At 47.2% G+C, this 22,999-nt stretch carries 14 protein-coding genes; 8 read left to right on the forward strand and 6 right to left on the reverse strand.

Annotated elements, in window-relative coordinates; translation table 11 throughout:
* Positions 1-38: 38 nt before the first annotated feature.
* The 3 genes from aceE (at position 39) to lpdA (ending at position 6,206) form a co-directional block, all read left to right on the forward strand.
* A complete protein-coding gene (gene aceE, locus A3K86_RS10515; RefSeq protein WP_068330849.1) occupies positions 39-2,702 on the forward strand; it encodes a pyruvate dehydrogenase (acetyl-transferring), homodimeric type in 2,664 nt (887 codons plus the stop codon).
* Positions 2,703-2,716: 14 nt separating this feature from the next.
* The gene (aceF, locus tag A3K86_RS10520; RefSeq protein WP_068330850.1) at positions 2,717-4,603 is read left to right on the forward strand and encodes a pyruvate dehydrogenase complex dihydrolipoyllysine-residue acetyltransferase; all 1,887 of its coding nucleotides are present in this window, start codon (positions 2,717-2,719) and stop codon (positions 4,601-4,603) included.
* A 175-nt stretch (positions 4,604-4,778) separates the two neighbouring features.
* The gene (gene lpdA / locus A3K86_RS10525) at positions 4,779-6,206 is read left to right on the forward strand and encodes a dihydrolipoyl dehydrogenase (protein ID WP_068330851.1); all 1,428 of its coding nucleotides are present in this window, start codon (positions 4,779-4,781) and stop codon (positions 6,204-6,206) included.
* Positions 6,207-6,327: 121 nt separating this feature from the next.
* Here lpdA and aphA read toward each other — a convergent pair whose 3' ends face one another.
* The 3 genes from aphA to A3K86_RS10540 all read right to left on the reverse strand — a co-directional run bounded on the left by aphA (position 6,328) and on the right by A3K86_RS10540 (position 11,442).
* Positions 6,328-7,041 carry an acid phosphatase AphA gene (gene aphA, locus A3K86_RS10530; RefSeq protein WP_068330852.1) on the reverse strand — a complete coding sequence of 238 codons (714 nt, stop codon included), beginning with the start codon at positions 7,039-7,041 and terminating at the stop codon, positions 6,328-6,330.
* 382 nt (positions 7,042-7,423) lie between these two features.
* Positions 7,424-9,337 (reverse strand): methyl-accepting chemotaxis protein, encoded by a 1,914-nt coding sequence (locus A3K86_RS10535; RefSeq protein ID WP_068330853.1) that lies wholly within the window; start codon positions 9,335-9,337, stop codon positions 7,424-7,426.
* Between the two features lie 182 nt (positions 9,338-9,519).
* Positions 9,520-11,442 (reverse strand): methyl-accepting chemotaxis protein, encoded by a 1,923-nt coding sequence (locus tag A3K86_RS10540; protein ID WP_068330854.1) that lies wholly within the window; start codon positions 11,440-11,442, stop codon positions 9,520-9,522.
* Positions 11,443-11,653: 211 nt separating this feature from the next.
* Between A3K86_RS10540 and A3K86_RS10545 the strand changes: the two genes are divergently transcribed.
* Both A3K86_RS10545 and acnB read left to right on the forward strand, forming a co-directional pair.
* Positions 11,654-13,819 carry a patatin-like phospholipase family protein gene (locus tag A3K86_RS10545; protein WP_232321960.1) on the forward strand — a complete coding sequence of 722 codons (2,166 nt, stop codon included), beginning with the start codon at positions 11,654-11,656 and terminating at the stop codon, positions 13,817-13,819.
* A gap of 278 nt (positions 13,820-14,097) precedes the next feature.
* A complete protein-coding gene (gene acnB, locus A3K86_RS10550) occupies positions 14,098-16,695 on the forward strand; it encodes a bifunctional aconitate hydratase 2/2-methylisocitrate dehydratase (RefSeq protein ID WP_068330856.1) in 2,598 nt (865 codons plus the stop codon).
* Between the two features lie 154 nt (positions 16,696-16,849).
* Here acnB and A3K86_RS10555 read toward each other — a convergent pair whose 3' ends face one another.
* The 3 genes from A3K86_RS10555 to A3K86_RS10565 all read right to left on the reverse strand — a co-directional run bounded on the left by A3K86_RS10555 (position 16,850) and on the right by A3K86_RS10565 (position 20,594).
* The gene (locus tag A3K86_RS10555; RefSeq protein ID WP_068330857.1) at positions 16,850-17,992 is read right to left on the reverse strand and encodes a glycerate kinase; all 1,143 of its coding nucleotides are present in this window, start codon (positions 17,990-17,992) and stop codon (positions 16,850-16,852) included.
* Between the two features lie 12 nt (positions 17,993-18,004).
* On the reverse strand, positions 18,005-19,270 hold the full coding sequence (locus A3K86_RS10560; protein WP_068330858.1) for a GntP family permease: 1,266 nt from the start codon (positions 19,268-19,270) through the stop codon (positions 18,005-18,007).
* Between the two features lie 181 nt (positions 19,271-19,451).
* The gene (locus tag A3K86_RS10565; RefSeq protein WP_068330859.1) at positions 19,452-20,594 is read right to left on the reverse strand and encodes a sugar diacid recognition domain-containing protein; all 1,143 of its coding nucleotides are present in this window, start codon (positions 20,592-20,594) and stop codon (positions 19,452-19,454) included.
* A gap of 70 nt (positions 20,595-20,664) precedes the next feature.
* Here A3K86_RS10565 and A3K86_RS10570 point away from each other — a divergent pair, with 70 nt between their 5' ends.
* The 3 genes from A3K86_RS10570 to A3K86_RS10580 all read left to right on the forward strand — a co-directional run bounded on the left by A3K86_RS10570 (position 20,665) and on the right by A3K86_RS10580 (position 22,837).
* Entirely contained in the window at positions 20,665-21,033 is a 369-nt protein-coding gene (locus tag A3K86_RS10570; protein WP_068330860.1) for a YacL family protein, read from the forward strand.
* 207 nt (positions 21,034-21,240) lie between these two features.
* Positions 21,241-21,579, forward strand: a complete 339-nt coding sequence (locus A3K86_RS10575) for a P-II family nitrogen regulator (RefSeq protein WP_068330861.1) — start codon at positions 21,241-21,243, stop codon at positions 21,577-21,579.
* Between the two features lie 28 nt (positions 21,580-21,607).
* On the forward strand, positions 21,608-22,837 hold the full coding sequence (locus A3K86_RS10580; RefSeq protein WP_068330862.1) for an ammonium transporter: 1,230 nt from the start codon (positions 21,608-21,610) through the stop codon (positions 22,835-22,837).
* Positions 22,838-22,999: the final 162 nt, after the last annotated feature.

The raw sequence follows: 22,999 nt of genomic DNA on the forward strand, positions 1-22,999 counted from the left end.
GTTAAGTTTTGTAGATTATCAACGAAAGGATAGATCGCATGTCTGAAGTCATGAAAAATGACGTGGACGCTCTGGAAACTCAAGAGTGGCTTGAAGCTCTTGAATCAGTCGTTCGTGAAGAAGGTGTAGAACGTGCACAGTACCTACTAGAGCAAGTACTAGATAAAGCACGTTTAGATGGCGTAGATATGGCTACCGGCGTAACTACTAACTACATCAATACGATCCCAGCAGCACAAGAGCCTGCTTACCCTGGTGACACAACGCTTGAGCGTCGTATTCGTTCCATTATCCGTTGGAATGCAATCATGATCGTTCTACGTGCTTCTAAGAAAGACTTAGACCTAGGTGGCCACATGGCTTCTTACCAGTCTGCGTCTGCATTCTACGAAGTATGTTTCAACCACTTCTTCCGTGCACCAAACGAAGTTGATGGTGGCGATTTAGTTTACTACCAGGGTCACATCTCTCCAGGTATCTATTCTCGCGCATTTGTTGAAGGCCGCCTAACTGAAGAGCAGCTAGACAACTTCCGTCAAGAAGTTGATGGTAAAGGTATCCCTTCATACCCGCACCCTAAACTAATGCCTGAATTCTGGCAGTTCCCAACTGTATCTATGGGTCTAGGCCCTATCTCAGCTATCTACCAAGCTCGCTTCCTGAAGTACCTAGAAGGCCGTGGTCTTAAAGATACCTCTGCACAGCGCGTATACGCGTTCCTAGGCGATGGTGAGATGGATGAGCCAGAATCACGCGGTGCGATCTCTTTCGCTGCTCGTGAAAAACTGGACAACCTATGTTTCCTAATCAACTGTAACCTACAGCGTCTTGACGGCCCAGTTATGGGTAACGGCAAGATCATCCAAGAGCTAGAAGGCCTATTCAAAGGTGCTGGCTGGAACGTGGTTAAAGTTATCTGGGGTAACAACTGGGATTCACTACTAGCTAAAGATACGACTGGTAAGCTTCTACAGCTTATGAACGAGACTATCGATGGTGATTACCAAACGTTCAAATCGAAAGACGGCGCTTACGTTCGTGAGCACTTCTTCGGTAAGTACCCAGAAACAGCTGCACTAGTTGCAGACATGACTGATGACGAAATCTTCGCACTTAAGCGTGGTGGTCACGAGTCTTCTAAACTGTTCGCTGCGTTCAACAACGCGAAAGAAACAAGCGGCAAGCCAACTGTTATCCTAGCTAAAACTGTTAAAGGTTACGGCATGGGTGAAGCAGCTGAAGGTAAGAACATCGCTCACGGCGTGAAGAAAATGGACATGACTCATGTTCTTCACCTACGCGATCGTCTAGGCCTAGAAGACATCCTTTCAGATGAGAAAGTAAGCGAACTGCCTTACCTGAAACTGGAAGAGGGTACCCCTGAGTACGAATACATGCACGCTCGCCGTAACGCACTTCACGGTTACACGCCTGCACGTCTTCCTAAGTTCACGCAAGAATTTAAAGTGCCTGAGCTAGATGCATTTGCCCCTCTACTAGGTGAGCAAAAGCGTGATATCTCAACCACTATGGCTTACGTACGTACGCTAAACATTCTTCTGAAAGATAAAGGTATCGGTAAAAACATCGTTCCTATCATCTGTGATGAAGCGCGTACATTCGGTATGGAAGGTCTATTCCGTCAGGTTGGTATCTACAACCCACACGGTCAAGAATACACCCCTGAAGACCGCGGCGTAGTGTCTTACTACAAAGAAGCGACTTCTGGTCAGGTTCTACAAGAAGGTATCAATGAGCTAGGCTCAATGGCTTCTTGGGTTGCTGCTGCAACATCTTACAGCACCAACGATCTACCAATGATCCCATTCTACATCTACTACTCAATGTTCGGTTTCCAACGTATTGGTGACATGGCATGGCTAGCAGGTGACCAACAAGCACGTGGTTTCCTATTGGGTGCTACTGCTGGTCGTACAACACTGAATGGTGAAGGTCTACAGCACGAAGATGGTCACTCGCACATCCAAGCGAACACTATCCCTAACTGTATCTCTTACGACCCAACGTTCGCTTACGAAGTTGCTGTAATCATGCAAGACGGTATCCGTCGCATGTACGGTGAGAACCAAGAGAACGTGTTCTACTACCTAACAGTAATGAACGAAAACTACGCAATGCCAGCAATGCCAGAAGGCGCTGAAGAAGGCATTCGTAAGGGTATCTACAAGCTAGAATCTCACGCTGGTGAGAAGAAAGTTCAGCTTATGAGCTCTGGTACTATCATGAATGAAGTACGTAAAGCGGCTCAAATCCTAAGCGAAGAATACGGCGTAGCATCTGACGTTTACTCTGTAACTTCTTTCAACGAACTGACTCGCGATGGTCAAGACGTTGAGCGTTACAACATGCTACACCCAGAAGCTGAGCAGAAAGTTCCTTACATCACGCAAGTGATGGGTACTGAACCTGCAATCGCTGCGACGGATTACATGAAGAACTACGCTGAGCAAGTACGTGCATTCATGCCGTCTGAGTCTTTCAAAGTTCTTGGTACTGATGGCTTCGGTCGTTCTGACAGCCGTGCAAACCTACGTCGTCACTTCGAAGTTAACGCAGGCTACGTAGTTGTTGCTGCTCTAACTGAACTGGCTAACCGTGGCGATATCGAGAAGTCTGTAGTTGCTCAAGCAATTGCTAAATTCGACATCGACGCTGACAAGATCAACCCGCTATACGCGTAAGAGGCAAATTAAACATGGCAATCGAAATTAATGTACCTGACATCGGTGCGGATGAGGTTGAAGTTACTGAGATTCTTGTTAGCGTTGGCGACAAGGTTGAAGAAGAGCAATCTCTAATCACTGTAGAAGGCGATAAAGCTTCTATGGAAGTACCAGCTTCTCAGGCGGGTATCGTTAAAGAAATCAAAGTAGCTGAAGGCGACTCTGTTTCTACTGGTTCTCTAATCATGATTTTCGAAGCTGAGGGTGCAGCGCAAGCTGCACCTGCTCCTGCGGCAGAAGCAGCACCAGCTGCTCCAGCTCCAGCAGCAGCGGCTGAGCTTAAAGAAGTTCACGTACCAGATATCGGTGGTGACGAAGTAGAAGTTACTGAAATCATGGTTGCAGTTGGCGACAGCATCGAAGAAGAGCAGTCTCTTCTAACTGTTGAAGGCGACAAAGCATCAATGGAAGTACCAGCACCATTCGCAGGTACGCTAAAAGAGATCAAAGTAGCAGCTGGCGATAAAGTATCTACTGGCTCTCTAATCATGATCTTCGAAACTGCAGGTTCAGCACCTGCGGCAGCAGCTCCAGCAGTAGAAGTGCCAGCGGCGGCTCCTGCAGCGGCGGCAGCAAAAGAAGTTAACGTTCCAGACATCGGCGGTGATGAAGTAGAAGTTACTGAAATCATGGTTGCTGTTGGCGACACAGTGGAAGAAGAGCAATCTCTAATCACTGTTGAAGGTGACAAAGCTTCGATGGAAGTTCCTGCACCATTCGCGGGTACCGTTAAAGAAATCAAGATTGCAGCAGGCGACAAAGTGTCTACTGGCTCGCTAATCATGGTATTCGAAGTAGCTGGCGCAGCACCTGCAGCAGCTCCAGTAGCACAAGCGGCTCCAGCAGCGGCAGCACCTGCTCCGGCAGCTGCGCCTGCAGCTCCAGCGGCAGCAGCACCGGCTTCAACTGGCGACTTCCAAGAAAACAACGAGTACGCTCACGCGTCTCCAGTTGTTCGTCGTCTAGCTCGCGAATTCGGCGTTAACCTATCTAAGGTTAAAGGTACTGGTCGTAAGAACCGTATCCTGAAAGAAGACGTTCAGAACTTCGTTAAAGATGCACTTAAGCGTCTTGAGTCTGGTGCAGCAGCATCTGGCAAAGGTGACGGCGCAGCACTTGGTCTACTACCATGGCCAAAAGTTGACTTCAGCAAGTTCGGTGAGACTGAGACTAAGCCTCTATCTCGCATTAAGAAGATCTCTGGTGCAAACCTACACCGTAACTGGGTAATGATCCCGCACGTTACACAGTGGGACAACGCAGATATCACTGCGCTAGAAGCATTCCGTAAAGAGCAAAACGCGATTGAAGCGAAGAAAGACTCTGGCATGAAGATCACTCCACTAGTGTTCATCATGAAAGCGGCTGCTAAAGCACTAGAAGCGTTCCCAGCGTTCAACTCTTCTCTATCTGATGACGGTGAAAGCCTAATTCTTAAGAAGTACGTGAACATCGGTATCGCAGTAGATACACCAAACGGTCTAGTTGTTCCTGTATTCAAAGACGTGAACAAGAAAGGCATCTACGAGCTTTCTGAAGAGCTAATGGCTGTTTCTAAGAAAGCACGTGCTGGTAAGCTAACTGCAGCTGACATGCAAGGTGGTTGTTTCACTATCTCTAGCCTTGGTGGTCTAGGTGGTACAGCATTCACACCTATCGTGAACGCGCCAGAAGTAGGTATCCTAGGTGTATCTAAGTCTGAAATGAAACCAGTATGGAACGGCAAGGACTTCGAACCTCGCCTAATGCTTCCTCTATCACTATCTTACGATCACCGTGTGATCGATGGTGCTGAAGGTGCACGTTTCATCACTTACCTAAACGGCTGTCTATCTGACATCCGCCGTTTAGTGCTTTAAGGTTTCATTGCGTAATTGCCATGCCTGCAACAGCAGGCATGGAATTGTTGCGCAGCTCACAGGCTATGGCATTTTAGTTTTCAGTTTTTTAACAGCCCTGTAAAATCAGTGCTTAACTGAAACAAAAACTTGCACGTACCTGTTAGGGATAAAAGACTTACAACGAGGTCTCATAATGAGTAAAGAAATTAAAGCCCAGGTAGTGGTGTTGGGTTCAGGCCCTGCTGGTTACTCTGCGGCATTCCGTTGCGCTGACTTAGGTCTAGATACGGTTCTAATCGAAAAATACAGCACACTTGGTGGTGTATGTTTAAACGTGGGTTGTATCCCATCTAAAGCACTTCTTCACGTAGCGAAAGTTATCGAAGAAGCAAAAGCGATGGCTGAGCACGGCGTTGTCTTCGGTGAGCCACAAACAGACATCAACAAGATCCGTCTGTGGAAAGAAAAAGTAATCACTCAACTAACTGGCGGTCTTGGCGGTATGGCTAAGATGCGTAAAGTTAACGTGGTAAATGGTTACGGTAAATTCACTGGCCCTAACTCTATTGTTGTTGAAGGTGAAGAAGGTAAAACGACTATCAACTTTGATAACGCGATCGTTGCAGCTGGCTCTCGCCCAATCGAGCTACCATTCATCCCGCATGAAGATCCACGTATCTGGGACTCAACTGACGCACTAGAGCTGAAAGAAGTTCCAGAGAAGCTACTTGTAATGGGTGGCGGTATCATCGGTCTAGAAATGGGTACGGTATACCACTCGCTAGGTTCTCAAATCGACGTTGTTGAGATGTTCGATCAAGTGATCCCTGCGGCAGATAAAGACATCGTTAAAGTCTTCACTAAGCGCATCAAGAAGAAATTCAACCTGATGCTAGAGACGAAAGTAACGGCTGTTGAAGCGAAAGAAGACGGTATCTACGTTTCAATGGAAGGCAAAAAAGCACCAGCTGAGCCTGTACGTTACGATGCAGTTCTTGTTGCTATCGGTCGTGTACCAAACGGTAAACTGATCGATGCTGAAAAAGCGGGTATCGAAGTTGACGAGCGTGGCTTCATCAACGTTGATAAGCAAATGCGTACTAACGTACCGCACATTCACGCTATCGGTGACATCGTTGGTCAACCAATGCTTGCTCACAAAGGTGTGCACGAAGGTCACGTAGCGGCTGAAGTTATCTCTGGTAAGAAGCACTACTTCGACCCTAAAGTTATTCCTTCAATCGCGTACACTGAGCCAGAAGTTGCATGGGTTGGTAAGACTGAAAAAGAAGCGAAAGCAGAAGGTATCAACTACGAAGTTGCGACTTTCCCTTGGGCAGCTTCTGGTCGTGCAATCGCATCTGACTGTTCTGACGGTATGACGAAGATGATCTTCGACAAAGACACGCACCGTGTGATCGGTGGTGCTATCGTTGGTACTAACGGTGGTGAGCTACTGGGTGAAATCGGTCTAGCTATCGAGATGGGTTGTGATGCAGAAGACATCGCGCTAACTATCCACGCGCACCCAACGCTACACGAATCAGTTGGTCTAGCAGCAGAAGTGTTTGAAGGCTCAATCACTGACCTGCCAAACCCAAAAGCAGTAAAGCGTAAGTAATTACCTCACTGTAATTGAATAAGAAAAAAGCGCCCCTTTTTGATAAAGGGGCGCTTTTTTTGTACCTGTCTCTTAATCCGCCTTAAAGTAACGCTATATCTGGAGTAAGGCGCGATAGCGATTAGTACTGGGAGTCTTTAACTACTTTCTCACCATAGATGCCGTTTTGTGGTACAGGCTTGTAGCTAGAGTTGGCGTTACGCATGATGCGTAGACCTTCGGCGCCTGCGTTACGTGCTGAGATAATATCGCCGTCAGAGTCACCGTAGTACATCTTGATGTTGTTGCCTTTGATGTACTTGGTTTTGGTGTATTCAGTTTTGCTTGAACCTGCAAAAATCACCTTGTGCATGTTTTTGATGCCAAAGGTATCTTTTAGGTATTGAGTTGAGATCTCACAGCTTGAGCCTGTACGACCAGTAATGAAGTAAATCTCATCACCGCGCTGTTGGTGCATGGTGATCAGCTTCTGACCGATTGTTTTCGGTAGGCTGAATTTTTCCCACTCACAGTTCATTTTGTCCCAGAACTTCTGGCTTTTCAGGTAGCTGTAACCGTTTGGTGAGAATACTTGCTGACCACGGTAGAAGCCTGGTGAGCTAAATAACACAGTATCATCAATATCAAAGCCAACCGCCATTGGTGGCTTGCCTTCAAGGCTTTTTGCAATATCGTCTACCGATACCCAATGTAGTTTGGCTGGTTCGCCTTGCTGCATGATTTCAATGGAGCTGTAGCCTTGCTCAGTACCTGGCAGTTTTGGATCTGCAAACGCAGTGTTTGATGTAAATGCAAAGGCTAAAAGGGAAGAGAGTGCAACGGTTGTAAGTTTCATTGTTTTGGATTTTAGTTATTGATCAAATTGAGCGGTAAAAATACCCCTCTGTGACACATTAAAATCAGTTGAAGCTCACAAAGTGTTAGTCGTGTTGCATAATGTTATTTTGCGTTTTTTGATGGTTGCAGATTTAACTGTGGAAGCGTAAGGGCATCTTTAACTGCTTACCCCCTCTAACTCCCCCTTGAAAAGAGGGAGGACAAAAGCGGTTAAAATACTTTTAGAGTTCATGCGTTGATTAAGAAGATGTGGCTCATGGGGCTTACCTTCTCTAATTTCCTCATTGAAGGGAGAAGGCAGGAGTGGTTGGGGTAACACTGAAATGCTCTTAGATCCCCTCCCCTTATTAAGGGGAGGGTTAGGGAGGGGTCTAAAGCGCTTACAGCTTAAACGTACCCACCATGCTATCTAAGCGCTGCGATAGCGCACGTAGCTCTTGGCTGGAATCGGCCAGTTGAGCGGCAGTATCTGCTGTACGCTGGGTGGTCTCGTTGATCTCTTCAATGTTGCAGTTGATATCGTTCACCACGGTAGACTGCTCTTCGGTCGCGGTGGCAACTTGGGTGTTCATATCCGAAATCAGCGTAATACGCTCAGCAATCGAAATCAGAGCGCCAGACGCTTCATCAGCGGCAGAAACACCGTCTGAAGTGAGCTGACGACTTTGCTCCATGGCAGATACCGCATTGCTCGCTTCTTGCTGTAGACGGTTGATCATGTTTTGGATTTCATCGGTTGAATCCGACGTACGGCTTGCAAGGCTGCGAACCTCATCGGCAACTACCGCAAAACCACGACCTTGCTCACCAGCACGCGCTGCTTCAATCGCTGCGTTTAGTGCTAGAAGGTTAGTTTGTTCTGAAATACCACGGATCGTGTCTAGGATACTGCCAATCGCTTGAGTATTGTTTGCCAGTGACTCAATCACTTCGCTCACTTGGGTTACATCGTTCGATAGTTGGTTGATGCTGTTACGTGCTTGACCCACCACATTCTGACCGTTTTGAGTTTCGCTTTCAGCATTGTGAGCGGCATCGGCGGCTTGCGCTGCATTGCCTGCGATTTCGTTCACGGTTGCGCCCATTTCGTTAATCGCAGTCACAACTTGAATTGTACGATCGCGCTGGCTATGGCTGTTATCTAGTGTGAGTTGCGCTTGGCTTGCAACTGCTTCAGCGGCGCCACGTAGCGAGTTACCGGTTTCGGCTACTTCGCGTACCGAGTTGTGGATCTTGCTGATAAAGCTGTTGAAGCCTTCAGAAAGCTGAGCGATTTCATCTTTGCCTTCAACCTCGATACGACGACGCAGATCGCCTTCACCTTCGCCTAAGTCTTTGAACACTTCAGCAAGGTTGGCGATAGGGCGCGTGATGCTGCCAGCTAGCCAGAGGGCAATCAAGGCGCATAACGCTGCAATCGCTAAAGTCCACAGCATGATTTGTTGGCTAGCTTTATCGAGCTCAGAAAAGATCTCTTTCAGTGGTACTTCAGCAACCACAAACCAATCCATTGAAGGGATGTAGCTGGTCGCGACTAATAGTTCAGCCCCATCGCGCTCGATGATTGCAAAGTTAAAGTCGCCTTTGCGCAATAAGGTTTGGCTGCTAGCCGATGAATACTCGCTTTGTAGCGATGCTTTACCTAGCTTTTGGCTGTTTTTGTGTAGGCGTAACGTACCTTGGCTATCGACGAGGTAGATAAAGCCAGTTTGCTCCAAGGTAAATTGATTGATGAAATTCACCATCCCTGTCATTGATTTGGACAGTCCAGCCAGTGTTGAGCCGTGAGGGCGTTGATAGTTCAAGAACAGTTTTACTTCGCCACTGTCTTCACGGTATACGCTCAGCGATTTTTCTTGTCCGCTGGCCACCAGTTTACTGAACCAGCCATTAGCGCGGTGTTGACGTGATTCCGTGAAGCTGTCCATCCAGTAAGTGCCGGTTTGACGATTAGCGATAGAGGCATCAAGTAGTTGGTATTGCTGCTTAACCGCTTTGAGCTCATCAAGGATGACCGCATCTTGGTTGGCGTGTTGGCTGAGTTGCACTTTTTCGGTAAGTAGGCGGCTGTTACCTAGCTGCTCTGCTGCCGCGAGTAAGATCGAGATCTCTTTGTCGACAGTGCGGTTAAATTGCATCAAGGTCGCAGGTAATTCGGAGCGCAACAGGCGTTGTTCGATAACATCACGAGCCTGACGTTGGCTAACTAATCCTACGAGCGTTGTTGAGACTAAAATCGCAAGCACAAAGCTAAATGCCAACTTTTGCTTGATGGTTAAGTGTTTAATTTTCATGTTCCACTGTGATTAAAACAGTAGCCATCACCGAACTTCATGTACTGATGGTGGCTTACGTTGAAGGAGACGCATCCTGCATTGACTGGTTACTTGCAATTTATTGCTATTTTGCTTTGCCAAAGGCGAAAAAGGGAAAGCCGAAGCCTTCCCTTTAAATCTTTTATTATTGTTATTTGCTATTAGAGCTTGAACGTACCAACCATGCTATCTAGGCGCTGCGATAGGGCGCGTAGCTCTTGGCTCGAATCGGCCAGTTGAGCGGCGGTATCTGCTGTGCGCTGGGTGGTTTCGTTAATTTCTTCAATGTTGCAGTTGATATCGTTCACCACGGTAGATTGCTCTTCGGTCGCGGTGGCAACTTGAGTGTTCATATCTGAAATTAGGGTGATACGCTCAGCAATCGACACCAAAGCGCCTGATGCTTCATCTGCCGCTGACACACCGTCTGAAGTGAGCTGACGGCTTTGCTGCATAGCAGATACCGCATTGCTCGCTTCTTCTTGTAGACGATTGATCATGTTTTGGATTTCATCGGTTGAATCCGAGGTACGGCTTGCAAGGCTGCGAACCTCATCAGCAACTACCGCAAAACCACGACCTTGCTCACCAGCACGCGCCGCTTCAATTGCTGCGTTTAGTGCTAGAAGGTTGGTTTGTTCTGAAATACCACGAATAGTATCTAGGATGCTGCCAATGGCTTGAGTATTGTTTGCCAGTGATTCAATCACTTCGCTCACTTGAGTCACATCGTTCGATAGTTGGTTGATGCTATTACGCGCTTGACCAACCACATCCTGACCATTTTGAGTTTCGCTTTCAGCATTGTGAGCGGCATCGGCGGCTTGTGCTGCATTGCCCGCGATTTCGTTCACGGTTGCGCCCATTTCGTTGATTGCGGTAACAACTTGGATAGTACGGTCACGTTGGCTGTGGCTGTTATCTAGCGTTAGTTGTGCTTGGCTTGCAACTGCTTCAGCGGCGCCACGCAGTGAGTTACCCGTTTCAGCTACTTCACGTACCGAGTTGTGGATCTTGCTGATAAAGCTGTTGAAGCCTTCAGAAAGCTGAGCGATTTCATCTTTACCTTCGACGTCGATGCGGTGGCGTAGATCGCCTTCACCTTCACCCAAGTCTTTAAATACGGCTGCTAGATTTTCGATAGGACGAGTTACTGAGCTTGCTAGAGCAATCGCGACGAAAATGAAAAGGACTGCAATGCCTAACGTCCAAACCATAATTTGGTATTGCGCTTGATTCAAGCCTGCAAAGGCTTCCTCTTTGGGTATTTCAGCAACAACATACCAGCCCATAGATGAGATATAGCTAGCTGCAACGAGCGTATCTTGACCGTTAATATTTGCTTCAGTAACACTAAATTCAGCTTTATTTAGCAGTGTTCGAGCTGCGTTGCCTCCATAAATATCAGTCAGACTCGCTTTGCCCATTTTGCTTGCATCTTTGTGGATGCGAATATGACCACTTGCATCGGTAAGGTAGACAAAGCCAGTTTGTTCTAATTGGAATTGGTTTATAAAGCGACCCATTTCATCGATAGACTTTGATAGTCCCGACATACCTCGACCGTTAAGTTGTTGGTAGTTAATAAATAGCTTTATGTCACCATTGGCTTCTTGGAATACGTTTAGCATTGATGTTTTTCCGCTTTTTACGTAATCGAAGAACCAACTATCAATATTATTAGTTGGACTAAGTTGACGTAAAAAACCATCTTGATTCCAGTAGCGGTTGGTTTTTCTGTCTGCAACCGATGAATCAAATAAATCGTATTGAGCTTTGGCGTCGTTAAGAACTTGAACTAGGCGAGCTTCTTGTTCTGGTGTCTTTTCACCTTCGAAATAATCCGTTATGAAACGGTTAGTTGCAAGCTGCTGGGCTGCGGCTTGCATTACAGATATCTCTTTATCGATTTTATTGCCAATTTGTTTTAGTGTGGCAGGTAGTTCTGATTTGAGTAAGCGGTTTTCAATAACATCTCGAGCCTGGTTTTGGCTAATGATGCCCACGAGAATTGTTGAGGCTAGGACGGCAAGAACCATCGCCAGGCTTAGCTTTTGTTTAATTGTGAACTGGTTCAACTTCATAATGCTTAGCTGTATCTTTTTAGAGTATTAAACGTGTAAGTCGTTTTCGGACAACATTTAGCCAATGACACCAATTATGCCACTACTAATAAAATTCTTAACTAAGATGTATCGGTCGGTTAGCTGTAAAACTTTAGTGATGCTCATCACTTTCTGTGGGATATTTTTTTCAATTAATCTACATGCTTCTGAGAGACCTAAAGTTGGCGTGGTGCTCGGCGGTGGTGGTGCGAAAGGTGCGGCACATATTGGCGTATTGCGCGCTTTAGAAGAGATGCAGATCCCGGTGGATTATATTGCAGGAACCAGCATGGGCGCTTATATCGGCGGTTTGTATGCCACCGGAATGAGCGCTGATGAAATCGAAGCCTTTTTGACCACGGTTGATTGGCAAGACGGTTATAAAGATCGGGTGGAACGCAGTGAGCGACGGATCCGTGATAAGCAAAAAGAAGACCGCTTCCAGATCAATACCGATGTTGGATTTGAGCTCTGGCAGATCAAAGTGCCAAAAGGGTTTGTGCAAGGGCAAAACATGGCGCGAATTCTACGGGAAACGTCGGGCGGGATTGCTGCCCAAAGTAGCTTTGATAATTTACCTATCCCGTATCGTGCGATGGCGACCGACATTGAAAACCTGACCTCGGTTGAGCTGAAAAGCGGGGATTTGGTGCAAGCAATGCAGGCGAGTATGTCTATCCCTGCGATATTGCCACCCATGGAGTTGGATGGAAAGTTGTTGGTCGATGGGGGCATAACCAACAATTTACCAGTGTCGGTAGTGAAAGCGATGGGCGCAGACATTGTTATCGCTGTTGATCTGAGTAATGAATTTAAAAAGCGCGATGAGCTGCAAACCTACTTTGCGGTGATGGATCAACTCACCGATTTTATGATCCACAAAAATACTACCCAGCAAATTGGCCTATTGTCGGATGCTGATATTTTGATCCAGCCGGATGTTAAAGGCATTTCAACAACAGATATGGGCAAAATGGGTGAGGCCAGCGACATAGGCTATCGTTCTACCCTCTCTTATCAGTCTCAGCTGGCTAAATTAGGTAATGCGGTGGATTTCCAACAGTATGTTGATAAAAAAACGCGTCAGCGTCGTAAGCTAGAGCGGGTTGATGAGTTGTATATCGATGAAATTCAGTTGGTGAATCACTCTAACTTTTCTGATCGCGTGTTGCTCAACCACCTTAACCTCAAGAAAGGGGAAGATCTTGATACCGAGAAGTTAGAGCAAGGGGTACGTAATTTATATGCCTTGGATCGCTTTGAACGGGTTGATTATCAAATCGTGAAGCAAGACGATAAAAATGTCGTGCAGGTGGATGTGCAAGAGAAGAGCTGGGGGCCAAATTACCTTGATTTGCGCTTTGCATTGGAAGATGACTTTACCAATAACACTCGCTATTCGTTGGGGATGGCACTGAATGTTACTGGCTTGAGTGAAGCTGGCGCTGAGTGGCGTACCGAGCTTGAGTTTGGCTCGGATAAGCGCGCCAGTACCGAGCTTTATTTACCCTTCATTGATGAGCAAGAATTGTTTGGTTTGATTGGGGTAGAGTATCGCCTTGATAACCGTAACGCCTTACTCTTTACCAATACAGAGTTACCGGATGAGAATACGGTCGATCCTTCTCGATTTGAGACCTACACCTTTGATGCTTCTGTAGGGTGGCAGCCGACCTTATGGCAAGCGCTGAATCTTGGGTATCGCTATATTTATGGTACCTCTGAGTTAAAGACTCTGCCGAGTAATATCGGTGATTCGAAGCGTCGAAGCCAAGAAGGGTATGCGCGCTATAGCTACGATACGCTGGATAATATTGATTTACCGACTCAGGGTAATTTCTTGGTGGCAGAGTTTGCGATATCTAGTGATAAGCAAGAAGTGAATATCGGCTCATTGCTTCAAGGAGAAGAAATCGCAACCAGCTTTGATCTTGTGTGGACGGGCGCTTATACCTTGGGTCGCCATACTTTCATGGGTAAAGCCGAATATGGTCGAATTAACTCTGAGTCACCTTTCCCTCTTGAACCCAAAGAACTAGGTGGTTTCTTGAACCTATCGGGTGCCCCTAAAGGGGTCATTGCCGCCAAAAATAAAATTTTCTCTGCTGCCATTTACCGCTATCGGATCATGGATAACGACTTTGGTTTGTTCCAATCACCTGTCTATGTTGGCGGCTCGTTAGAGTGGGGCGGCGTTTATAACAACAGTCATTTCGAGTTGAGTGAAATTCCAACTTATTATGCAGGCAGTATTTTCTCAGGGATCAGCACGCCAATTGGACCTCTTATTTTCGCCTATGGTCGAACTGAACAAAACTATTCATCTTTCTATGTTCAGTTTGGTAGTAAGTTTTAACTCAGTATTCTGACAGGATAGAAAGCCTGATCGGTATTAAGGTGAGCCGGCAGTGTTACTGCCGCTTACTATCAAATTTAAAAATTGTGAATGTTGTAAAAGGTTGGTTATTTTTAAATTTTAGTTAACGGTGATATGCTTGAGAGACGGTTTTGGTCTCTTTTGGGTGTCTTTGAATCTGATTTACTATATCACGATACAAATAGCGTCATAGGGGGCCAGTCACTTCCAAGGATGTTTAGCCTGTTAAGGCTGAACCAAAATAAGAGGAATATGTCGTGCTTGAAGCCTACCGTAAACACGTCGAAGAACGTGCTGCAGAAGGAGTTGTTCCTAAGCCTCTCGATGCTGAACAAGTTGCCGCGCTGGTGGAACTTGTTAAAAATCCACCTGCGGGTGAAGAAGCCTTTCTGTTGGATCTCCTAGAAAATCGCATTCCCCCTGGTGTGGATGAAGCTGCTTATGTAAAAGCGGGCTTTTTGTCGGCAGTCACAAAAGGGGAGGCAAAGTCGCCGATTGTCTCTGCGGAAAAAGCGGCAGAGCTGCTGGGTACTATGCAAGGGGGTTACAACATTGAGCCGCTCATTGCGTTGCTTGATGATAACGCACTAGCGCCAATCGCGGTCAAAGCCCTATCCCATACCTTGCTAATGTTTGATGCTTTTTACGATGTGGAAGAAAAAGCCAAAGCGGGCAATGCTTTTGCTCAGCAAGTATTACAATCATGGGCCGATGCCGAATGGTTCCTCTCCAAGCCTGAACTGGCTGAAAAAATCACTCTAACTGTCTTTAAAGTGACAGGCGAAACCAATACCGATGATTTGTCGCCAGCGCCAGATGCGTGGTCACGCCCTGATATCCCACTTCACGCCCTTGCGATGCTAAAAAATGAGCGTGAAGGTATTGAGCCAGAACAGCCGGGCGCAATTGGTCCAATCAAACAGATCGATGCACTAAAAGAAAAAGGTCACCAGCTAGTGTACGTTGGTGATGTTGTTGGTACGGGGTCATCGCGTAAATCAGCAACCAACTCTGTGCTTTGGTTTATGGGTGATGACATCCCGAATGTACCAAACAAACGTGCGGGCGGTTATGTGCTCGGTGGTAAGATCGCGCCAATCTTCTTTAATACCATGGAAGATGCCGGTGCACTGCCAATCGAAGTCGATGTTACCGCGCTGAATATGGGTGACGTGATTGATGTTTACCCGTACAAAGGCGAAGTTCGTCGTCATGACAGCGATGAGCTAGTTTCGACTTTTGGTCTGAAAACCGATGTATTGATTGATGAAGTCCGTGCCGGTGGTCGTATTCCATTAATCATTGGTCGTGGGTTAACCGACCGTGCTCGTCAATCGTTAGGTTTGGCATCTTCAGAAGTGTTCCGTCGCCCTGTTGCGGTTGCTGATTCTGGCAAAGGCTACACTTTAGCGCAGAAAATGGTGGGTAAAGCCTGTGGCGTTGAAGGTATTCGCCCAGGGACTTACTGTGAGCCTAAGATGACCACAGTAGGCTCGCAAGACACCACTGGTCCTATGACCCGTGATGAGCTAAAAGATCTCGCGTGTCTAGGCTTCTCTGCGGAACTGACGATGCAGTCGTTCTGTCATACCTCGGCTTATCCAAAACCTGTCGATGTGAATACCCACCATACTCTACCTGACTTCATTATGAACCGTGGTGGTGTTTCACTGCGTCCGGGTGACGGTGTGATCCACTCATGGCTAAACCGTATGTTGCTTCCTGATACTGTGGGTACAGGTGGTGACTCGCATACGCGTTTCCCATTGGGGATCTCTTTCCCTGCAGGTTCTGGTTTGGTGGCGTTTGCTGCTGCGACTGGGGTAATGCCATTAGATATGCCTGAGTCAATCTTGGTTCGCTTTAAAGGCGAGATGCAAGAAGGGATCACCTTGCGTGATTTGGTTCATGCCATTCCGTATTACGCGATCCAACAAGGGCTTCTGACGGTTGAGAAAGCCGGTAAGATCAACGAATTCTCTGGTCGAGTACTCGAGATTGAAGGGGTTGAGCACCTAACGGTTGAGCAAGCGTTTGAGCTTTCTGATGCATCTGCTGAGCGTAGTGCAGCGGGTTGTACCGTGAAGCTATCGCCAGAATCGATTGCCGAGTACCTTGAATCTAACATCGTAATGCTGAAGTGGATGATTGCCGAAGGTTACGGTGACCGTCGTACGATTGAACGTCGTGTTAGTGCGATGGAAGCTTGGTTGGCAAATCCTGAGTTGATGGAAGCCGATAGTGATGCCGAGTACGCGCATGTCATTGAAATCGATCTAGCTGAGATTAAAGAGCCAATCTTATGTGCGCCGAATGACCCTGATGATGCGCGTTTGCTATCGGATGTACAGGGCACTGAGATTGATGAAGTCTTCATTGGTTCGTGCATGACCAACATTGGTCATTTCCGTGCTGCGGGTAAGCTGCTTGAGAAATTTGGCGGTCAACTTGATACGCGCTTGTGGGTCGCACCACCAACCAAGATGGATAAAGATCAGCTAACCGAAGAAGGGTACTACGGTATCTTTGGACGTGCGGGTGTGCGTATTGAAACTCCTGGATGTTCACTCTGCATGGGTAACCAAGCGCGTGTTGCTGATAAAGCGACTGTAATGTCGACCTCAACCCGTAACTTCCCGAACCGTTTGGGTACTGGTGCTAATGTGTATCTGTCATCGGCAGAGCTGGCAGCAGTGGGTGCTATCTTGGGTCGAATTCCAACCAAGGAAGAGTACCTTGAGTACGCGAAGCAGATTGATGCGACCGCAGCTGATACTTATCGTTACCTCAACTTCCACCGTATGGAGTCATACACCAAGAAAGCGGATGACGTGATTGTCCAAACTACGGTGTAACCCAGTTTCCAACTATTGATAAAAACAAAGCCCTCATAAAAATGAGGGCTTTTTGTTGTTGAAGATCTTGGTCTTCATTTCTTTCTTTTTGCTTCTACTTCTACACTAACGTGTTCAATGTTGTTGTGTTTAAATCTAGCGGATGCCATTTGATTTATTTATTGAGTAGACCCAGTTTTAGGACACGCGCCACATTGGCTGATGCAAGTTCCACATTCACTGCAGCATCGCGTAACGCTTCTTCAAGCGATACCGAACGTGGCACCACACTAAATACTGCATCGATACCGTGGTCGTGAACCACATGGCAATCATTCGATAAGCAGCCTGCAATGCCAACGACTGGGATATCAAACCCTTTCGCGGTACGTGCGACACCAATTGGGGTCTTACCGTGAATGGTTTGGCTATCGATACGACCTTCACCTGTGATCACCAAATCCGCATCGGCAAGCTGAGCTTTAAGATCGACCGCATCCATCACAATATCAATGCCTGGGCGTAGCTCAGCAGACAGAAGACCAAGCAGTGCGGCACCTAAACCACCAGCAGCACCTGCACCAGCCATGTCTTTAACATCTTTATCCAGTTGGCTTTTGATCACCTCAGCATAATGCGCCAAGTTAGCATCAAGCTGCTCAACCATTGCTGGTGTTGCCCCTTTTTGCGGGCCAAAGACATGAGATGCGCCTTTTGGTCCGCATAATGGGTTATCCACATCACACGCAACTTCTAACCTAATCGTCGCCAAGCGTGGGTCGATGTTTGCCATGTTGATGCTAGCAAGGCGCGCTAAAGCGCCACCGCCGTAGCCAATTTCCTTGCCTTCGCTATCAAGCAATTGAATGCCCAATGCTTGCGCCATACCAATACCACCGTCGTTGGTGGCACTGCCGCCAATACCTACGATGATGTGATTTACACCACGGTCCAGTGCGGCTTTGATCAGCTCACCTGTGCCATAAGTGGTGGTTTGTAGTGGATTACGCTGTTCGCTTGGGACTAGGTGTAAACCCGATGCCGCTGCCATTTCAATGATCGCGGTTTTGTCATCGCCCATCAGGCCGTAAAAGCCTTCAACTTGTTCGCCCAAAGGGCCGGTCACACGGCAATTTACAATGTGACCTTGGGTTGCATCGACTAGAGACTGCACAGTACCTTCACCACCGTCTGCCATTGGCAGCTTGTGGTATTCCGCATCAGGTAGCACCTGACGGAAGCCGTTTTCAATCGCGGTTGCGACTTCCATTGCCGATAGGCTTTCTTTGTATGAGTCTGGAGCGATAACAATTTTCATAGGTAATAAGCCTTAAACGAAGAAACCAAATACACCGAAGATAAGGGTAGATACCACCGCAATCATCAGACCAACTGCTGACTCGTATGGGATCAATTTGAGACGTTCTTTAATGTCCATGTGCACGGCACCACCGGTTGCGTGGAAGAAGCTTCCGTGTGGCATGTGGTCAAGAACCGTTGCACCGGCGTGGATCATGGCAGCACCTGCTAGCGCTGGCACACCCAGTTCAAGAATAGTGTGGCTAAAGACACTTGCTGCGACTGCTGTACCTGCTGTGGTTGAAGCGGTTGCCAGTGACATCATGGCACCTGAAATTGGTGCTAATAAGTAAGAAGGTAGACCTGATGCGGTAAGTACATCAATCAAGCCTGCTTTTAGGCCCGAGTTAGCAATAATGCCTGCTAAAGTACCTGTACCCAGTAGCATTACCGCAACTGGCGCCATACGGTTTAGACCGGAAACTGCAAAGTGGTTAGCATCGCGGAAGCGACCCATAACAACCGCACCCAGTAGACCACCTAGTGGTAGGGCGATCAGTGGATCAACGTTAATACCTGCAATCGGGCGTAAAGCCAGTAGGGCAATGGCAACCAATGGCGCCACAATCGCGTGCGTAAATTTTGGTAGGCGACTGTGATCTACACTGACTACTTCGTGCGCTTGTACTTTGCTGCCTTTATTCACCAGCTTTTTCGCAAGGAAGTAGGCGAAAGCCATACCGCATAAACCTGGGATCACACCAGCTGCCATCACAGACGTCAGTGGAACGTTGAAGGCATCAGAAGCTGCGATAGCATTTGGGTTTGGTGACATAACGTTACCGGCTTTACCACCACCGATCATCGCTAGCAGAATCGCCATTTTAGATAGGTCTGCGCGGTGCGCAATCGCCAGTGCAATCGGTGCAACTGTGATAACCGCCACGTCAACAAAGACACCCACCGAGGTTAGGATCATAGTGGCGACGGCGAGCGCCAGCAGGGCGCGAGTCTCACCGACTTTTTTCACTATGGTTTCTGCAATCGATGTTGCAGCACCTGATTCAATCAACACGCCAGCTAGCACACCTGCAGCCAAAATACGTAGTACAGCCGTCACAATGCCTTGCGCCCCGCCAATCATCAGGCCAACGGTGTCAGTTAGTGATACACCACCGACAATACCACCCACAAGGGCACCAATAATCATGCCGTAAGCTGGCGGCACTTTGCGGAGGATAAGAGTAATAGCAACAATTAAAGCGGCGAGTGCGCCGAGGGTGGATACTTCGATCATGGTGATGCGTCCATACAAAAGCGATCAGGTACGTGCCTATCGCGGTTTTAATTTAAAAAGGTAGAGAGGTTTTAGTGGGGGCTACTGTACTGATTCTTGTGAGGAGATGCTTTGGGCGAGCGACCAAATAACATTGAAAGCAAAAAGCTGTATTTTGTGCGTTTGCACAAAATACAGGAAATTAACTGTGATTGAGTACGGCTAAGTACAAGCGGGTCTTGTCTGCTATATTGTTGAAATTTAAAGATGTTTCTTGTTCTATTTTTTCAAGCCGATAACGCAGCGTATTTCTGTGAATATGGAGTTGTTGACATGTTTGCGCTAAATCACAATTTTGAACAAAAAATGTCTTCAGTGTTTTGAATAATATGCCACGTGGATCATTAGCGCGTAATTTTGTTAATGGCGCACAAAGTTGCTCATGACGCCATGCTTCGTGTTTTAATCCGCTCAGCAACACGGGCAGCAGGTGGTCGTGGTAAAAGAGCAAGCTGTCATCGCTGATATTGGCTTCAAGGGTCGCTTGGGCGGTGAGGTAAGATTTTGCTAAACCATCAAGGGTGGGAAAGTAGCCGCCCATAGCAATTTGCAGGGTAAAGCTGCCGTCTTTAGCGGCGCGTTTCATCAGCTTTTGAGCGCGTTTGAGTTCATCGCTATGGAGCCACTCACCGTTTACTAAGGTGATGGGTTTAAGCACCACAATTTCGTTGTGCGATACCGATACTATCCCCACCAAGTTATTCCGCTCAGGGTACTCCAAAAGGTGAACTACCCGCTGTAAATATTCTAGAGATAACTGCTCGCCTTGGGTTGGCAACACTTTGACAACAGCTGCAATTCGGGGTTGGCTAAGATCGAGATCTAACCGCTCAGCGATGTTGGTCAGTTGATTTTCGTTTAATTCGCTCCCTTTGATCAACTGCAGCACGAGTTCTTCGCGGTGGCGTTTATCCCACTGAATTTGTGACATGAGTGCCGCCTGCTCGACGATCAATTCTGCGGTCATTTTTACGAGCTCACCAAAACTGCGCACTTGCTCTGGTACCCCAGAGATACCAATGACACCGATTACCTCTTGATGAAACAAGATAGGTAGGTTGATCCCTGGTTTGACCCCTTTGAGTTGATTGGCGGTCGCCTGATCGATTTCAACCACTCGGTTATCGTTAATCGCTAAGATCGCCCCATCGTGGCGTTGATTGATCCGTGCGGGATCGCCTGAGCCAATGATCCTGCCTTGTTCGTTCATCACATTGATCGAATAAGGGATGATTTTCATGGTGCGTTCGATGATTTGGCGCGCAATAGTGGCATTGAGTTGCATTCTTTGCGGATATCCTGAAAATGTGCCAGCGAGAGTTCTATTGTACGCATGGTTAACGAAGAGGGTAGCGATGGACTACGAATTTAAAAAAAATACCTTGGAAGGCAGTTATCATGCGATCTTTTCCATGGGTCACGAAGCACTAGGACGCTGGTTGGTGGAAGAAGTCGGGAAAGACTTTGCCAAAATGGATCTGGTCGTGGCGCAAATTAGTGCATTGAAAAATAGCCCCCAAGAATGGCGCTTGATTGGTGATGAGTTGACTTTGAGCCTGCAAGATAACGAAGCTTTGATTCAGGCTAACTTCTTGTTTTCAGAAGATGATAATGAGCTAGAAGAAGATCTCCATCTGTATGATGAGGAGAGTATCGCGGTGTGCGGGATCGAAGATTTCAGCCAAGTGCTGGACGCGTGGCGCGCTTTTGTGACCCGTTTTTGAGCATTGCATATCACCCGCATAAAAATGCATGATTTTAGTGAAATGGCCGCACCTTTTTGGTGCGGCTTTTTTGTGCCTGACGTTTGAGTTTTGCCTAACGCACTGAAAATTAACTGTAAAAAAAGTTGGCACGTGACTTGTTTATTCCTTAATCAACAACAGCTACCCGGATATAACGCAGCAGCATTCATGTTTAAGGAGCAAGCAATGAAACTAATTAATGCGATTATCAAACCGTTTAAGCTCGATGATGTGCGTGAAGCCTTGGCCGATGTTGGTGTCGAAGGCATGACAGTCACTGAGGTGAAAGGCTTTGGTCGCCAGAAAGGCCATACCGAATTGTATCGTGGCGCAGAGTACCAAGTGGATTTTCTGCCAAAGGTGAAGCTAGAAATTGCCACCCAAGCTGAGAATTTGGAAGCGATTGTGGAGGCGATCGCTAATGCTGCGCAAACCGGCAAGATCGGTGACGGCAAAATCTTTGTGTACGACTTGGATCATGCAGTGCGTATTCGTACTGGTGAAACTGATATTGAAGCGCTTTAAATTTTTGCGGTGATTAGGGGATAGAACCATGGAATTATCAACCACAGTTACAGAGCTGCGTTATGCGCTCGATACGTTTTTCTTTTTGATGTCAGGTGCCTTGGTCATGTGGATGGCTGCGGGGTTTGCCATGCTCGAAGCGGGCTTAGTGCGCTCGAAAAATACCACTGAAATCCTAACCAAGAACGTCTGTTTGTACGCCATCGCTTGTACCATGTATTTAGTCGTGGGCTACAACATCATGTATGTCGATAACGGTGAAGGCGGCTGGCTACCCTCGTTTGGCACTTTGATTGGTAGCCAAGCGGAAGGAGCCGACCACTCGCTAGAGTCTGATTTCTTCTTCCAAGTGGTGTTCGTAGCGACTGCAATGTCAGTGGTTTCTGGTGCAGTAGCTGAGCGCATGAAGTTATGGTCGTTCCTCATTTTCTCTATCATTTTGACGGCCTTTATCTACCCAATGGAAGGTTACTGGACATGGGGCGGTGGTTTCTTATCTGAAGCGGGATTCAGCGACTTTGCAGGCTCAGGTATCGTCCACATGGCGGGCGCAGCAGCTGCGTTAGCTGGGGTGCTACTACTGGGCGCGCGTAAAGGTAAATACGGTAAAAATGGTGAAATCTACCCAATTCCAGGCTCAAACATGCCACTGGCTACCTTAGGTACGTTCATCTTGTGGTTTGGTTGGTTTGGTTTTAACGGCGGTTCACAGTTGATGGTGTCGGACTTTGAAAACGCGACTGCGGTTGGTCAAATCTTCTTGAACACCAATGCAGCTGCTGCTGCAGGGGCAATTGCAGCACTGGCGGTATGTAAAACGACTTGGGGTAAAGCGGATTTAACCATGGTGCTTAATGGTGCGTTGGCAGGCTTGGTGGCTATAACGGCAGACCCGTTATCACCATCACCAATGGCGGCAGTGATCATCGGTGTTGTATCAGGCGCATTGGTGGTATTTAGCATCATTGGCTTGGATAAAATCAAAGTGGATGACCCTGTAGGTGCGATTTCTGTTCACGGTGTGTGTGGCTTCTTCGGCCTGATGGCGGTGCCATTTAGCAACACGGATGCAACATTTGGCGCGCAATTACTAGGGGCTGTGGTTATCTTTGGCTGGGTATTTGGTTCAAGCCTGTTGGTATGGGCCGTGCTTAAGTACACGGTTGGTATTCGCGTAACGGAAGAGGAAGAGTTAGCCGGCATGGATATGCATGACTGCGGTGTTGATGCATACCCTGAGTTTGTCAGTGTGAAGTAATCAATTGATAGCACAACGTAAAGTATACTAAGAAACCAATAACATACATCTAGTTCACACCTTTTAATGAACGCTTCTGTAAAGAAGCGTTTTTTTTGTGTTGAATTGTTTCAGTGCGTTGTGTTGGTCATGTGTTACAGTATAATTAATCGCATTGATAAC

Source organism: Photobacterium jeanii (genome assembly GCF_001650345.1).
GTDB classification, from domain to species: domain Bacteria; phylum Pseudomonadota; class Gammaproteobacteria; order Enterobacterales; family Vibrionaceae; genus Photobacterium; species Photobacterium jeanii.